The sequence below is a fragment of the Alteromonas genovensis genome (assembly GCF_010500895.1).
Classification (GTDB): domain Bacteria; phylum Pseudomonadota; class Gammaproteobacteria; order Enterobacterales; family Alteromonadaceae; genus Alteromonas; species Alteromonas genovensis.
Window position 1 is genome coordinate 40,538 of sequence record NZ_JAAAWO010000008.1, and the last position, 18,509, is coordinate 59,046.

Here is an 18,509-nt window from a genome sequence, read left to right on the forward strand (position 1 = left end):
TATTTTAGTCTTTTGTCTACTGTTCTCTACTTCCATCAGCCCTTACACTAAATTAACTTAAGTGTATAAAATATACATGTTAATTCCGTTTAAACACAGGTGTTTGCTGTTGACTCTATCACGTGAAGCTATTCCTTCTGCCCATATCAAATGCTAAATTTTGAGCAAATCTCCGTCGGGTCTTAAAACATAAACTGATGAAACCAAGCATAAAAATATAACTGCAATTAACGGAAGTTAATTGGCTCTTAATGATAAAGATAAAAGGAAAGACATGAAGCGCCCACTGTCCAATGCCATAATTGGTACCTCATTGCTATTAGGTGCAATGCAAAGTGTGCAAGCAGCCACCCCTGTTGTGACTAATTCACCGCCACAAAGTGCGTTTATTGGTGAAACATTTTGTTATGACGTTTCCTTGAGTAACACAGGAACGACAGGGTATGGCCCTTATTTTCGAGTTATTCATGATGCCGACCTAACATTTAACGATGCGACATTTATAGGTAGTAATAGCGCTACGGTTAATGTTGGCATATTTGACACAGTTGCGAACAACAATGAACTTGAAGATCCTATCACTGCGCAGACCGTTGCCGGAACAGAAGGCTTCAGTTTTTCAACTGTAGATATACCTGTTGGTTCGGTGGTGGCAAACGGCCCTAATCTAACTACCAATGTTTGTTTCACCATCGACAGTAATGCAACGCCAGCGGAAGCATTTGCTATCGAGGTAACGCCTGTTTATGAGTTTGGCGATACAGCAACAGGTGATAACGGTCCAATAGTGGGAACAACGCAAACTGCCTCGGTTGAGGCTGCACTTTATCAAGTATCCACGCAAAGCTCTGCTGCGGAAAACGAGCTCGCTGCAGGCCCAAGTTTTTCAGCAACCGTTACCCATGTAGTTGATGTGGCAAATGGCCCCACGATAGATAACTTGCAGTTCACAGACGATTTAGACAACGCTGTTCAGTATAGCGCCCAAGCTACGGTAACCGGTGGAACTGGGTGCGCTATAAATAGTGAACCTTCTACGTCCAGTACTGGTGGCACTTTAGATGTTTCGTGTGATTCTGCTACGGGAACAAGTAGCGAAAATGATGTGCGCGTCAGCTACCCCATGCATTTTACTAATGTACTAGATGCGCAGCAGTGTAGTGTTTCAAGTATTGAGCATCCGCTAGATTTTAATGCTAGCTATAATGGTACTGGGCTCACTCAAATTTCAAGCAGCGATACAGTTACAGCAAAGCATGTTGCGATACAGCAAGGTGTGGGCGCCAATCAATCAAGCCCTGGCAATACGCTTACCGTTACTAACTCAATTCAAATTTCTGACTACATATCGGTAGATTCTTTAACACTTAACGACACCATTGCCGATGGCGTGAACTTTTCATCCGATATCACCGTCAGCTATGGCGGAAACACGTTTAATATACCAAGACCTGCTTCAACTACAGATGCCAGTCAAAGTGAGACGATAACTTATGGCATAACTGACGTAACAGGCACGCTTTCAGGTGGAAGCGTTTTAGCGGTATCTTACACTGTTGATATTCAGCAAACCTACGTTGGTGGATATGCGGGGGTTGATAGTAACGCCCCCGTAGTTGCTAACGATTCGCTATCATTTACTCAAAGTGCACAATATGACGTAGCGAGTGGTGCGTCGAGCTGCTTGGAAGGGTCAAGTGCTGCAGTCTCCATTGAAGGTATTCGTACCTCTAAATCTCTTGTCGATAGTAACGGCGGTACAACCTCAAAACTCCTGCAGTACGCGCCGGGAGAAAGCGTTACCTATCGTCTACGTATGGATATTCCTTCTGGCGATACCAACGACATCGTATTTAAAGATTTTCTACCTTTACCTGTATTCGTGATCCCGGAAACGACTGTCGATACACGCTCAAATATCGATAGCAACACCAGCTTCTCTTATACCGCTGAAAATACGGTAACATCGTTCACACCTACGATCACTGTATCAGCAACTGAAAACAGCGTAACGCTAGACTGGGGAAATATTTCCACCACCACACCCGAAGTGCTTGAAGTTGATTTTACTGTTGAGGTTACCGACGAGCCTTACGCTGACGGTCTCAGGTTAGCTAACTTATTCCAAGGAACATCAACTAATACACCCGACGCAGTCAGTGCCGATCTTAAATCTGCTGAGATAATAGTCCGTGCACCAGAATTGACCGTTTCACTTGCTACTTCTGCAGGAAATGTAGATGCCGGTGATACGGTCCAATACACCTTAACAGTAACTAACGAAGGTGGTGCTACATCATTTGACACAACCGCCAGTGTTCCTATCGTTTCTGGCGTGGCTTCGCAGAACGTTGTATCTGCAACAGTCGATGGGGATGGTGTGGCCTTGGGCAGCGGCTCGCTAGCAGATGGTACTTACAGTATACAGAACCTCGCCGCAGGTGAAGTTTACGTGCTTACCTTTACTCAAGATATTGCACAAACTGCAGAGCCTAACGATGTCATCACGTCAGAAGCGACGATTGATTGGGCTTCTGCACAGGGTCAGGCCGCGACCTTTGACCCGCAAAAAGATAATGCATCGGTCACTGTTTCAGATATCGCTATTGCTTCAACCATAGTAAGTCCCATGGGGAATGTTGTGGTAGGTGACACCGTACAATATCGAATAGACGTCACCCTGCCAGAAGGTACTACGAACGACCTAACCGTTGATATGACGTTACCTGCTGGCTTTGAATACAGCAATACGTTAACAGTAGATTCTACCGGGTTTGATGGAACCGTTAGTGCCAGCCCTACCGTGACATCGTCTGGCAATGTAGCAACTGGACAAACCGTTAAAGCTGTGTTTAACGGCAGTACAACCACTAATAACGATAACGATCCAAGCGATAATACATTGTCATTAACGCTTGAAGCTTTGGTGCAAGATGTCACACAAAATGCCGCTACAACGACAACGCAAAGCAAACAGTTACAGGTAAATGCGGGAACCAATAATACCAACAACAATGCGTCAGCTACGTCAACTAACCAGTTCTCTGAGCACGTGTTACGTACAACAACAAGCGTGGCGCCGCGCTCTGGCGTAGAAGCAGGCGATACGGTAACCGTAACTATCGATGTTGAAAATACAGGTACAGCTACCGCTTATGATGTTAACGTTGTCAGCAATGTAAATACTGATATTTTCACAAATGTAACCGAAGGAACAACCCCATCTGGGTTTACGTACGCACTTCAAAATTCACCAGACAGAGTAACCTATTCAGGTTCAGAGCTTGGTGCTGGAGCTACCGTGCAGTTTACCTATACTGCCGAAGTGAAAGCAGGCGCACAGACTGGTTCGTCATTTAATATTACTGCACAAGCTACCGGTGATAGCCAAACTGGCGACCAAACGGTTGAGCGTGATTCACAGTCAGAAAGTACAGGTACTACAGCAACCAAAGCCATTGCTGCTGATAACATCACGTTGATCGACTCTTCTGAAGCCTTTACGAATGATTCAGGCACCCGTGAAGCCGCTATTGGTGAGGTGTTATCTTATTCATTCACCACCATTCTTCCTGAGGGACAAACCTTAGAAACAGCGGATGAAAATATTATTGAGGTGGTTTTACCAGCGGGGATGTCTTATCAAACGGGCACCGCTTTAATTCGCGGAACATTTGATACAAGCTTTAGCACCTCAAACAATGCGTCGATTACTGCGTCAGATACAACTATTACACCGGTTGTAAGTGGTCAGTCTGTTATCTTCGACTTGGGTGACATAACAAATAATGACAACGATGCGGGTGATGAAAGTATTACGGTAACCCTTGATGTGCTTACCTTAAACACCAGTAACAATAACCGTACAAACAATAAAACGGTAACCGGTGAAGTAAATTATCTAAACAACAATAGCGAAAATCAAAGCAACAATGCGACGCAGAATATTCGTATTGCAGAACCTAATTTAACAACAACAAAAACAGCATCACCATCAACCGTTGATGGTGGCAGTGAGGTAACTTTTACCGTTGCGTTAACTAATACAGGAGGCTCACGAGTTTCTCGCGCCTACGATTGGTATATTAACGACGATGTACCTGCTCGGTTTAACTCTGTTAGCTTGGTAAGCGCGACGCATTCAAGAGATGCGGGCATCGATGTATCAGATTGTACAAGTATCAGTGGCAACGAGCTAACGGTTGAGTCGAATGGCTGCCCGGCTAGCAATATTGATTACCTAGAAGCGGGCGAAAGCGTTACCGTTGTGTATACCGCTCAGGTCAATTTCGATATTGCGTTTGAAGAAACCGTAACCAATACCGTTTCAACCTCGGCAACGTCTTTGCCTGGTACATCAGGTACAGGGAATGCTACCCCAGGCGCAGCCGGTTCAGACAACGGCGAACGTACAGGTAGCGGCGCCAATAACGATTCAGGTCAGAACGTTAACGATATCGCTGATTCTGCTATGGCATCAGTTACCGCCAACGCGCCCACGCTTACGTTAACGACTACTGCAGCCGATGCTGCCATTGGAACTGTGGTTGATTTAACCGCAAGTTTCTCTATACCAACAGGTACGACAGACAACTTTGTTTATACGTTAGATCTTCCTTCAGGCTTAACGTATACCGGCGACGCCATCACCATTTCAACGCCAGCGTCAGATTTTACCAGCACAAATACACCTAATACCACCCCGGCTCAAGGGACCGATCCGGTCGTGTTAGATTTTGGTACTATCACCAACAGCGCTTCAACGTCTCAACAAGTTACCATTGCAGTGCCTGTTGAAGTTGCCAATATCTTAGGTAACCAAGGTGGAACAACGCTTACCAGCACGGGTTCACTTAGCTATCAAGACGTAAGCACGCCGGCACCTTCTGCGAATGTTGATGTAGATGTTATCGAGCCGAATTTATCTATTACGCAAACCATTATCGCCGGTGCGACCTCTAGTGATAGTGGCGATACAGTAACGTACCGCACAGTGGTAACCAACACGGGGAATGCAGCAACTGCGTATGCAGTGACCTTTGAAGATGTAATGCCCGCTGAGTTATTGGGTGGGCCTGACGGCAGCGGTTCTGGTGTTACCTTCTCTGCGATAATGCTAACTAACCCGAGTGACGAGGCAGTATTAACCGGCACCAACACAGTGCTGTCTGCAAGTGATGTGAGTGAGATAACTACGACCAACACAGGCGATACCTTGTCGATTGCAGCATTCGACCTTCCAGCTCTTGCGAGCGTTACCGTCGAATACAGCGTTGTAATGGCCAACGAAGCAAGCGCCGGTGAAACGCTGACTAATGCAGTTGAAGCAACCTATAACAGTCAATTAGACGGCAGTGGACGTAGTGGTGTAGATGGCACAGATGACGATGATGATACTGCGTTAAATAACTATCGTGAAACAGTTAATAGCAATGTAACGGTGGATAACACATTAGCTATTCAATCTGCACTTAATACCACACATAGCGATAATGATTTCGCAGTTGGCGAGTCGGTCTCTATTGATGCGCGTATCGATTTAGTGGAAGGCACAATTGGCGGTGTTTCTATTGTGAATACACTGCCTGCTGACATTCGTTTTGACAGTATTAGTATTAACAGCCCAGCGCAAATCAGCTATGACGGCGCGGCAACGGCTAGTGTTTCAGGCAACGATGTCACGGTTGATTTTGGCACTGTGAGTAATACCGCAGATGGCGATAGCACCAATGATTTCATCACAGTTACGTTTACCGGTGTTGTAGAAAACGAAGTAGGTAATTCACAGGGCACAACATTAACGAATAGTGTAAATGCATCAGGCGGCGCCGAAAGTGCCGGACCATCTACCCTAGAGATTGATATCGTTGAGCCAAATTTAGACTCAACAATGACGCTTGATAAAGCCTCGGTATCGTTGGAGGATACCTTTACCCTAACTATTGACGTAGGTCACGCCTCTAGTTTTGCCGACGCGTTTGAGACCACATTTAATGTATCGGTGCCTGATGGTCTTACTTATGTGGCTGATAGCTTCATGGGGCAAGGTACGATAGATGATACGTCGCCTACGCTACTTGTTGTAGATATGGGCAGTATCACGCTGGTTGAAGGCAGCAAGCAAGTGACAATGCAGTTCACTGTAGATAGCGACGCTGACGTGGGTAATGCACTTTCAATTGGTTTGACCAATGGTGCATATAGCTCAATGAGCGGAGACACTGCTGACGAGCGTGATTATAGTTTTGCTGATTCTATCAATGTGACTGGTGATGTTGCTGCCTTCATAGGTGCAACCCAGTCAGTTGTTCTATCAGACGATATCAATGGCAATGGATTTATTGATGCCGGTGATACGGTACTCGTTACCTCAACGCTGACCAATGAAAGCGATAGTGCCACAGCCACTGACGTTGTATTTGCTCATGGGATTCCTGCAAATACAAACTATGTAACAGGGTCTGCAACAACGACGAAAGGCACCCTTGATGACAGTGCCGGCATTACGGTAAATGTTGGCGACATGGCATTTGGTGAATCTGAAACCATTTCTTTCGAGTTGCTTGTTGATGCCAATACGGCAAGTAATACGCTAATTTCAGTGCAGGGCAGTGTGGATTCATCCGACACAGTAGCAGAGCCAACTGACGCAGATGGTAATGATGTAAATGGTGACCAGGCAAACACCTTCAGAGTGGGCACACCAGCAAACACAGCAGATTTAGATATTACTCAGCTGGTACGTCTATCAACCGATGCTGATACCAATGATGTCATCAGTCCCAACGACACGTTAACTATTACGTACTTACTTGAAAATAAAGGAAGCCAAGCGCTATCAAATATTGCCCTTAGTGACGCTATTCCCACAGGTCTTATTTACGTCGCTAATTCGGCGCAGGTAAGCGGTGGGCATACGGTTAGTGTAATAGGTAGTTCACTAAGCGCCGATTTTATCACGCTAGCAGCTGGCGCCAGCGAAACGGTTTCTCTTGATGTTACCATCGACTCACCGCTGGTTGATTTCAACGGCAATGCCGCAAACGAGAGCTTCTCGCTACAAGGTGAGGCAACCAGCGATGAAACCGATACTGTCTATGCTGACAATAACCGTGCAAATAGCGACGGTTTTCAGCCGCTTACGTTCAGTGCATCAACGGGCACAGGTACGCCAGAACTAGAAATTATTCAGTACTTTGAACTCGTTAACGATGTAGACGGTGATGGGGTTGTCGACCCAGGTGACAGCGTACGCGTTTACACCTTGGCAACCAATCAAGGTTCAGCGACTGCAGAAAACGTGTCGTTTACTCAGCCGGTTAATGCAGGCTTAAGTGTGGTAGCCAATACTGCCGTTACCAGCCAAGGTGTTGTGGTAAGCGAAGCGCCGCTTGACGTAAACGTGGGCGGAATTGCGCCAAGTGAAACGGTAACCGTTTCTGTGGTGTTAACGCTAGATGCTAATGCGGCTGACAACACCGTATTCTCAACGCAAGCTCTGTTCAGTGGTGATAATCTAGGCGCTAACCAATTAAGCGACAACGACAGTAACGCCACTGATGGCGAGAATGCACTGCTTATTCCGGTTACTTCACAAGCGCAAACCGTGTCTGCGCCAACCTTTGCCCTTACTGATACTAGTGATGGTGGTACATCTGATAACAATTTTGTGCAGGGCGAAACACTAACCCTTACACAAACTGTTACAGTACCTAAGGGGACAACAGACGATTTGAGCTTAAGCGTTACGTTACCTGCCAATATTTCATTGGTCGCTGGGGCGGGCGAATTAGCTCGTACCTTCAATACCGGCCTCTCTTCAGGCGTGAATCCGGCAAATATTAACAGTACTGCTAGTGGCACAGCGGTTAATGTGAACAGCAATATTAGCGTGTCTGACAATACGCTATCGCTTGATTTAGGCAGTATTGTAAATAGCGATAATGACGGTGACACCGAAACCTATGTGTTCAGTGTTGAACTAGACACCAGTGCAATAGTGCCTAGTGCGGCTACCCAAGATTTAACCATTTCTTCTGCGCTTAGCTACGTTGATGGGGCAGCTCAGCCTCAGTCAATTAACGCTAACGACGTGGCGGTAATCTTGCTCAACCGTGTACCCGCTGCAAATGACGATAGCTTCACGGTAGATGAAGATACAACCAGCAATACGTTAGCGGCCCGCAGCAATGATAGCGACGCAGACAACGGTCAAAGCATCAGTATTACCTCTGTAGCTACGCCAAGTAAAGGCGGCACGGTAACCACAGATGGCGCAAACTTAATCTATACACCGGCGGCTGATTTCTTCGGCGCCGAAACCGTGCAATATACCCTTACCGATAGCGCGGGTGGTAGCGACACTGCCACTGCAACATTCACGGTCAACAATGTTCAAGATGCACCTGTAGCGCAGGCCGATTCAGCCAATACCACTGAAGACACACAAGTGACAGTGAATGTATTGGCAAATGATTCCGATGTGGATGGCGATACACTGTCTATAACGGCGGCTAATTCGGGCAACGGTGCGGTTTCGTTTGCAGGAAGCAATATCACCTTCACGCCAGCACAAAACTTTAACGGCCCTGCGCTTGTGTCCTATACCATTACTGATGGAAACGGCAACAGTGATAGTGCGAACCTGACGGTAGATGTACAAGCGGATAACGATGCACCGGTAGCCGCAAACGATAGTGCAAATACTAACGAAGACACCAACGTAATTGTTGATGTGCTAGCCAACGACAGTGACGTAGATGGCGATACGCTAAGTGTTACTGCGGTATCGGCAAGTGCAGGGGCGGCGTCTGTAAATGCAAATGGCGACGTACTTTATACGCCACCTGCAGATTTCAATGGCCCTGTTACACTTAATTACACCGTTTCTGACGGAAATGGCGGAACCGATTCGGCTTCTGTATCGGTGACGGTTAACGCGGTAAATGACGCGCCAGTAGCGAACCCTGACTCAGGGACAGCGAACGAAGACACCACCGTAACTATTGATGTGCTGACTAACGACACTGATGTTGACGGCGACACCCTTTCTATTACCGATGCAACATCGCCAAATGGTTCAGTAACCTTTAGCGGAAATAATATTACCTATACACCTACGGCCGATTTTAACGGCGCAACAACTGTAACTTATACCATCAGTGACGGTGCAGGTGGCACGGCATCAGGTACGGTGACGATTAATGTTTCTAACATCAACGATGCACCAGTGGCAAGCGATGATTCGGCCACCACTAACGAAGACACGGCGGTAGTTATTAACGTATTGGCTAACGATACCGACATTGATAACGATGCGTTAAGTGTTTCGAGTGTATCGGCAACCAATGGTAGTGCAGTAGTTAATGGCGGCGGCAATGTGGTGTTTACCCCAGCGGCAGATTACAACGGCAGTGCCACAGTGACCTACACGGTAACAGACGGAAACGGCGGCAGTGACAATGCGTCGGTGTCTGTATCTATTGCTGCAGTTAACGACAACCCAATCGCTAATCCAGATACTGCCAGCGTTAATGAAGATGAGTCGGTTAGCATTAATGTACTTGCTAACGATACCGATGTTGACGGCGATACCTTAAGTGTAGCTAACGCCTCTGTTACAGCCGGTAGCGTGCAGGTTGTGGGTAATCAGGTGAACTACACGCCAGACGCTGACTTCAACGGCAGCGCCACTATTACTTACACCATCGAAGATGGTGCGGGCGGCAGCGCTAACTCAACGGTGGCAGTGACGGTTGTAAACGTTAACGATGCCCCCGTTGCGAATAACGACACAGCTAGTGTTGATGAAGACAGCAGCGTTGTGGTTAACGTCATCGCAAACGATACAGATGTAGACAACGATACCCTTGAGTTAACCGCGGTTAATGCAAGTACTGGTACGGCAACCATTAATAGTGATGGTAATCTTTTGTATACGCCAGACGCCGACTACAACGGTGCTGCCACAGTGACGTATACCGTTTCTGACGGAAACAGCGGCTCTGACTCAGCAACAGTGTCAATTACGGTAAACCCGGTAAATGACAATCCGGTAGCTGCTGCAGATACGGGGAATGTACAGGAAGACGAAACGGTAATTATTAATGCGCTAGCGAACGACAGTGATATTGACGGCGACTCGCTGCAGCTGTCGGCTGCAAGCAGCAGTCAAGGCACTGCAACCATTACCGGCGATAACACGCTTAGCTTTACGCCAAGTGCCGACTTCAATGGTACAGCCACGATTTCCTATAGTGTATCTGATGGCGCTGGTGGTAGCGCGTCATCAACAGTCACCGTTACGGTTGCGCCAGTTAACGACGCACCAGTGGCTAACGATGATGCCGAAAAAGTTACCGAAGATTCGAGCGTCACGCTTTCTGTATTGGAAAATGATACCGATGTAGACAATGACACGCTGAGCGTGACTTCTGCTAGTGCGTCTGAGGGTACTATTACAGTTAATGCTAATAACAGTGTGACGTATACACCACCTGCTGATTTTGATGGGGCGGCAACGGCCACCTACACTATTTCAGATGGCAATGGTGGAACGGCAACAGCCAGTATTAGCTTTACTGTAGAAGGCGTGAACGATGCTCCTATCGCTTTGGATGACACCGCGGTTGTTGATGAAGACGCTTCAGTAACAGTAGCTGTTCTCGCCAATGACTCTGATATTGATGAAGATGTACTTTCGGTCTCGGCAGCCTCATCAGCACAGGGTAGCGCAGTGATCACGGCAGATAGCCAAGTTACTTTCTCGCCGAATGCTGATTTTAATGGCGAAGCGACAGTGTCATATACGGTAAGCGATGGCAATGGTGCCACTGATACAGCCACGATTACTGTTACCGTTAACCCGGTTAATGATACACCGGTAACGGTGGATGATACGGCCGCCGTCGAGGAAGATGGCTCTGTTGTTACCGACGTGCTCGCGAACGACTCAGACATTGACGAAGACGTGCTGACTATTTCAGACGTAACCGTTGACGAAGGTTCAGTGACTATTCAAGGCGGCCAAGTAAGCTACACACCAGATGAGAACTTTAACGGTACAGCAACTATTACCTATACGGTTTCTGATGGCAACGGAGCAACAGCAACAGGTACGCTTGTTGTAACGGTTAGCGCTGTTAACGATGCACCTACTCTTACTGATTTCACTGCGGCAACGAATCAGAATGAAGCGTTAACCATCGATGTTATCGCAAACGTTGAAGATGTAGATACAGAAGATACACATACTATCGTAAGCGCCACATCGTCGGACGGCACGGTTGAAGTCGTTGACGGCAAACTTGTTTATACGCCGTCTGAAGATTACTCCGGTGAAGTAACCATCGACGTCTGTATTCAAGATGCCGAGGGCGAAGAGGCTTGTGCGCGTATTACCGTTACCGTGGTATATACAAATATTGGTCCAGTAGTTGAAGATCTTGAATTCACCATTCAAGAAGGGGATAGCCTACCTTTCACACTAACGGGCACCGACGCAGACGAAGACGTGTTAACGTTTGAACTGGTGACGTTGCCAACCGGTGAAGTGTTAGGCTCTGCCCCTTCTTTACTGTATGTCACCCCAGAAAATTACAACGGTACGGTATTGTTCAGCTACAAAGCCAACGACGGTCAAGAAGACTCGAATACCGCCAATATCACAGTAAATGTGGTGGCCGTGAACGATGCGCCTGTGGCCTTTGTCGATTCAGCTTCTACATTAGATGACGCAGCTGTAGAAATTGACGTACTAAGCAACGACTTCGACGTTGACGGCGATGCGTTGTCAATTCTTGGAGCAGCAACTGATAGTGGCAGTGTTGAAGTTAAAAGTGGGGTACTTGTCTTTACCCCTGCACTTGGAACACAAGGCGATGTTCAAATTACTTATACTATTACCGATGTAAGTGGTGCAACATCGCAAGCGAATGTAATAGTTACCGTTACTGCCTCTGAGCAAACCGCTCAAACTTTCCCAGTAGTTGAAGCGCCGGCTGATATTGAGGTTGATGCAACAGGTTATTTAACGGAAGTCGTTATTGGTAATGCTACAGCTGTAGACACGAATGGTAACGCAATACCTGTAACCTTATTGAACGGACAAACTCGTTTCACTCCAGGGCTGCATACCGTTTACTGGCAGGCAACTGATGGCGAAGGCAATACGACAACGGTTAGTCAAACTATCCGCGTAAATCCTCAAGTGTCCTTAAGTGAAAATATGGTTGTCACTGAAGGTGGTGCGGCAAGCTTTGATGTACTGTTAAGCGGTGATGCACCTAGTTACCCAGTAACAGTGAGCTATACCGTTTCAGGTACTTCAGATGCTAACGATCACGACTTGATCACTGGCGCTATCACTATTGAAAGTGGCACACAGGTAACCGTTAAATTCAATGTAATTCCAGACACAATTGCTGATGACGGTGAAACGGTAGTTGTGACGTTAGATACCAACGCGAATATCGGAGAAAAAGCGTCTCATACTACGACAATAACAGAAGCACCAGTAGCTCCGTTTGTAGCGCTGTCAGCTGAGCAAGCTAACACTGCATCGCTCACAGTGGGCCAAAATGATGGCTTTGTTGATGTGTTAGCGGCGATCAGTCACACCAATCCGGCAGCTGACTTTATCTACGACTGGAGTAATTCATCACCAGAGCTTACTAATGTTTCAAGTGATGATGGCGTATTTACATTCGACCCTGCTTTAGTAGCGCCAGGTGTTTATGCGGTGACGGTACTAGTAGCAGACAGTGAAAATCCAATGCTTGTTACTTCACGCACAATTTACATTGAGGTGGTAGAAACCTTGCCTGAGCTGACCGGTGCTGACACTGACGGTGACGGCCTGCCGGATAATATTGAAGGCACGGGTGATGCCGACTTAGATGGTGTACCTAATTACTTAGACAGCATCGCGCTATGTTCGCTTGCGCCAGAAGTTGCAGGAGAAAGCGCGCAATATCTTGTTGAAACAAACGCTGGTGCATGTGTAAGCGCGGGTGAATACACCCGTGGCACTTCAAATGCTGGCGTATTGCTACTTGCTGACGACAGCGTAGTAACAAACCGCATTCCGACAGACACGGAAGCGAACAACGTCGGTGGGTTGTTTAACTTTGACGTCGTGAGTAATCAGTCTAATCAAACACAATTCGATGTTGTTATTCCGCAGCGTAATGCTGTACCAGAGGACGCATTTATACGCACTTGGACTGCTGAACTAGGTTGGTTTGATGTCATTGCAGACGGCGACGCAGTAATTTACTCAGCGCCAGGCGCGCCAGGCTTTTGCCCTAACGTTAATAGTAACACTTGGCAAGAAGGCCTTGTTGCAGGTAGCTGGTGCGTGAAGCTGACCCTAACGGATGGCGGAAGTTACGATGCTGACGCTACAGCCAATGGAGCGGTTAGCTTTGTTGGTGGAGTAGGCACATTTGTTAACGGCAATACACTTCCTGACGTTCAAGACGATCAGCTGGCTATTAAGCTTAACGAAGCGGTAGAGGTTGACGTGCTAGCCAATGACACAGATGCAGATGGCGATGCACTTACGCTTACCTCAGTATCGGCTGATTTTGGAACGGCGACTATTGTCGATGGATTAGTGTCATACACGCCACCTGAAGGTTTCGTAGGCACAGTGACGGTTACTTATACCGTGTCAGACGGTATGGGCGGCACGGTAACGGGTACCTTGGTGCTAACCGTTGCCGAGAACAATATCCCTGTTGCAAATGATGACAGCTTTACGTCTCAAGAAGACGAGTCGGTAACCTTGGATGTGTTGTTAAACGATACTGATGAAGACGGTGATACGTTAACCATTATTGAAGTAACAGCCTCAACCGGCAATGTAATTTTACTGCCAAGCGGTGAGTTAAGCTATCAAGCACCTGCTAACTTTAACGGTGTGGTCACTATCGACTACACCATTTCAGATGGTCATGGTGGAACTGATACAGCGCAGGTAACCCTAACTATCGCTGCGGTGAACGATGCCCCTGTTGCAGTTGATGACACTGCGAGTGTTACCGAAGATGGCAGTGTTACAGTAACCGTACTAACAAACGATAGCGACATCGACGGCGATGTACTAACGGTAGCAATGGCAAGTACCGACAACGGCACTGTGGTTATTAATACCGGCACTACGGTTACCTATACGCCTGAGGCCAATGCCAATGGTGAAGCAACTTTCACCTACACTATCAGTGATGGCTTCGGGGGGACTGACACCGCGACGGTAACGATGGTCATTGTTGCCATTAATGACGCGCCAGTAGCAAATAACGACCAAGCTAATGTAAGTGAAGACAGCAGTGTAATTATTAATGCACTTGCCAATGACGCTGACATTGACGGCGATACGTTGATCATCACGGATGCAACGGCTAATTCGGGCACGGTAACCATAGGCAGTGAAGGCAACATTGTTTACACGCCGCTACCTAACTTTGTTGGAACGGCGATCATCACCTACACCATTTCAGATGGGAATGGCGGTGAAGCGACTGCGCAAATTACGGTGACGGTTGAAAATGTAAATGATGCTCCGACTCTTGAAGGTGCGGAAGTATCTACTAACCAAGACACGCCGCTCAGCATCAGTGTGTTAAATGACGCCACTGATATTGACGGCGATACGTTAACTATTGCTAGCGCCGAAGCCACAAACGGCACCGTAGAAATCGTCAATGGCGTTGTAACATTTACGCCTGCAGATGGTTTCCACGGCACGGCCACCATTACGGTATGCGTAGCAGACCCGTCGGGCGCGCAAGCGTGTGCGACCTACACGGTAACGGTAATCGACACTAACGATGCCCCTGTTGTGTTGAACCTAACCTTCACGATGGAAGAAGATGCGACTCTGCCCATACAGCTTCAGGGTAGTGACGCAGACGGCGATGCGCTAACCTACCAGCTGGTAACATCACCAGACGGTGAGCTTGTTGGTCGTTTACCTAATGTGTTGTACGCGCCGGACGCGGACTTTAGCGGCACAACTACATTTACCTTTACAGCAAATGACGGTGAAGAAACTTCTAATGTAGGCACGGTGACCATCAACGTAAATCCAGTGAACGACCCGCCGGTTGCCCGGGATGATGCAACCAGCTTGGGGAACTACAATCCTGCAGAAATTGATGTACTAGCCAACGATTCCGATGCAGACGGGGATACGCTTCGTATTATTGGTGCGCGCGTTGAGTTAGGTGATGTTTCTTGGTCAGACGATTCGCTTACCTATACACCACTTGAAGGCTTCGTAGGTGAAATCGTTATCGACTACACCATCACCGACCCTCAAGGCGAGGTAGCTCAGGCATCGGTACTGGTAGATGTAATGCCAGATGACTTGGCCGATCGCCCGGTTATTGAAGTGCCAGAAGACGTGTTCGTAGATGCCAATGCGCTATTTACCAAAATTGACCTTGGCGTAGCCTCGGCGGTCGACAAATTTGGCAATCCGTTACCTGTGTCATTGGTTGATGGGCTAATCTTCTATGAGCCGGGTAATAACACGGCTTACTGGCAAGCGACTGACGATGACGGCTTGACCTCTGTGGCAAGTCAGGCCGTACGCGTACGTCCTTTGGTTTCCATTACCAAAGATCAAGTTGTACTGGAAGGCCACGAAGTAGAATTTGGTATTCACTTAAACGGCACGTCACCGGTTTATCCGCTAGAAATTCCATTTACGGTAAGCGGTACGGCAGACAGCGGCGATCATGACTTAGTCGATGGCATTATTGTGATGGAGTCGGGTAGTGATAAAACGGTGAGCTTCAATGTTTTCCCTGATGCGGATATAGAAGGGACTGAAACCATTATTATCGAGCTGTCAGATGTGTTGAACATAGGTAACAAATACATTCATGAAATAACTATCCGTGAAGATAACGTGAACCCAGATGTTGACCTGTTTACCGAGCAGGACGGCGAGTCAAGAATTCTGGTTATTCCTAGAGGCTCTGACGTGTTGGTAACCTCTCGAGTTGACCACCCAGACCCAACCAACGAGTACGAGTTTGTGTGGACATCACTGGATGCAGATATTGCAGATAGCGATAACGTGAATGACACCTTTACGTTTGACCCAAGTGGTCTAGAGGTTGGTGTTTACCGAATCCGTGCAACGGTCACCGACGCAGATGACACGGCCTTCACAGACTCGGATACTTTGTATATTCAAGTAGTGGATGCACTACCATCGCTTACTGAACTTGATAGTGATGGTGACGGTGTGCCGGATATTGTGGATGGTCTTGCCGATAGCGATAGAGACGGTATTTTAGATTACCTAGATCCAACGCCTGAATGTAATGTGCTTCCGCAAGAAGTGGCGTTTGTTGACGGCTACATGGTAGAAGGAGACCCAGGTGTTTGCTTGCGCTTAGGTAACTTCTCTGTAAGTAGCGAGCTCGGTGGCGCGAAAATCATAGATGGTGATATTGCGGGCGATGATAATATCGTCCCTGACCCAGAAGCGACAAACATTGGCGGCATTTTCGATTTCATCGCCTATGGTTTACCTGAAGCGGGTCAAACGCTAAATATTGTTATGCCACAGCTTAAGCCAATTCCTGCGAATGCGGTCTATCGTAAGTTCACCCCTGAAAACGGTTGGGTAACGTTTACGGAAAACGCAAACAACCGTTTATGGTCAGTTCAAGGTGAGCCGGGCTACTGTCCTCCGCCGGGCGGCGACTACTGGACCGAAGGGCTAACCGAAGGGCACTGGTGTGTGCAGCTCGAAATTCTAGATGGTGGCGTTGATGATGACGACGGTTTGGTGAACGGTACGATTGTTGATCCAGGTGGTGTAAGCGTATTGTTCAACGGCAATACTCAGCCGGTGGCTACCGATGATGCCGTGACTATCATTGTCGATGAGTCTGTAACTATTGATGCCTTAAACAATGATTCAGATCCTGACGGTGACGACTTGCGCATTACATCAGCGACAACGACCTTTGGCACTGTTGAGGTCATTGGCGATACCATCGACTACACACCGCCACTTGGCTTTATCGGTGAGGTGATAGTTAACTATGGTATCAGTGATGGTAATGGAGGTTCAGACTTAGGTGCAATTACGGTAACTATTATTGGCAATAATCCTCCCGAGGCCGTCGATGATGCCGTATCAATTGATGTGGACCAATCTGTAACAGTAGATGTGCTTGCCAATGACTTTGATGAAGACGGCGACAGCATTCGTGTGGTAAGTGCTGAGGCGTCTATAGGTAGCGTGTCAGTTAATCCTGACAATACGCTGATCTTTACGCCGCCTGCAGCATTTACAGGTAATGCAGTAGTAACTTATGTTATTGAAGATACGCAAGGTGGCATGAGTGAAGGCAGGCTAACCATTACCGTCGAGCCAGTGACGGTCAGAATTGAAAACTCTGGCGGCGGTGGGGGCAGCATGAATGCTGCACTATTGATATTACTTGCATTTGTAATGATACTGCGCCGCTTAAGCGGCGCAGAGAAAGGGAGTATAAGCGTGAGAGTAAAAACCATGAATAGAACATTGATAGGCGGGCTAGCAAGCTTAGTGATTATAGGTGCAATGTTCTCTTCTCCAATAATGGCACAGCAAGAAGAGCAAGACGTATTTCCTGTTCTCGCTGGTAAAACGCAGTGCCTGTCTAAAGACGATGCAATGCGGCTTTCACAAGAACATGAGAAATGTGTAGCCAAGCACTTTTTTGTGAGTGCAAGTTGGGGAACAGCGTCAGGTGATTTTAAAGAAAGCGACGTTCAGCAGGAAGCGGCCAATCTTGGATTTGATGTATTCGACATTAATATCGACGATACGCGAGGAGCATGGAAAGCGGTAATTGGCACAAACCTCACTGAAAATAGTTTTATTCAAGCAGGATATACAGATTTAGGCGATGTTTCGGCCGCCTTTTCAACGACGACCAATGAACCAGCACGTTTTTTTAGCGATACCTCTGAAATTCGTCCGACTTCGGTAGACGGTTTTACTTTAAGCGTGGCATACCAGTTTTTGCGAAAAGAAGACTGGTTTTTACATGCTCATATTGGTTTGTTTTTTTGGCAGGGTGATTATAATTCACTCGATGTGTTTGAAAATGAAGTATTGCCCGAAGTTGCAGATGATGATGGCACCGACTTGTTCTACGGTGTAGGGGCAAACTATCGGGTGCAAAACAACTGGGCTGTCACTATTGAGTACGAACGCTACGACATTGATGACAACCCGACTGATCTTCTCTCGCTAGGTATTAATTATCTGTTCTAGTAGAGTGTGAGGCCAAATGTAGGACAGTTAATCTCTATTTTCGAGGCTGGCTCATCTAATGCTCTCCTCTTACCTCTTGCCTCTAAACCATAAAAAATCCGATGAGACCGCGCCATCGGATTTTTTATGGACATTGAAACGGTATCAGTCACTGCACTCAGCGCCACTATTTATTGCGAGAAGTCAGTGCAAGAATTCAATGCAATTCTCAAAACAAGCT

General features: G+C 47.2%; 1 protein-coding gene. It reads left to right on the top strand.

Features of this window, described 5'->3' with window-relative positions:
- Positions 1-274: 274 nt before the first annotated feature.
- Positions 275-18,289: a tandem-95 repeat protein gene (locus GTQ48_RS11580; protein ID WP_163106855.1), complete on the top strand. Its 18,015-nt coding sequence runs from the start codon at positions 275-277 to the stop codon at positions 18,287-18,289.
- The last annotated feature ends 220 nt before the right edge of the window (positions 18,290-18,509 follow it).

Excerpts from the sequence above, each read along its gene's own strand:
- GTQ48_RS11580 (WP_163106855.1), top strand. The coding sequence starts at position 275 with ATGAAGCGCCCACTGTCCAATGCCATAATTGGTACCTCATTGCTATTA.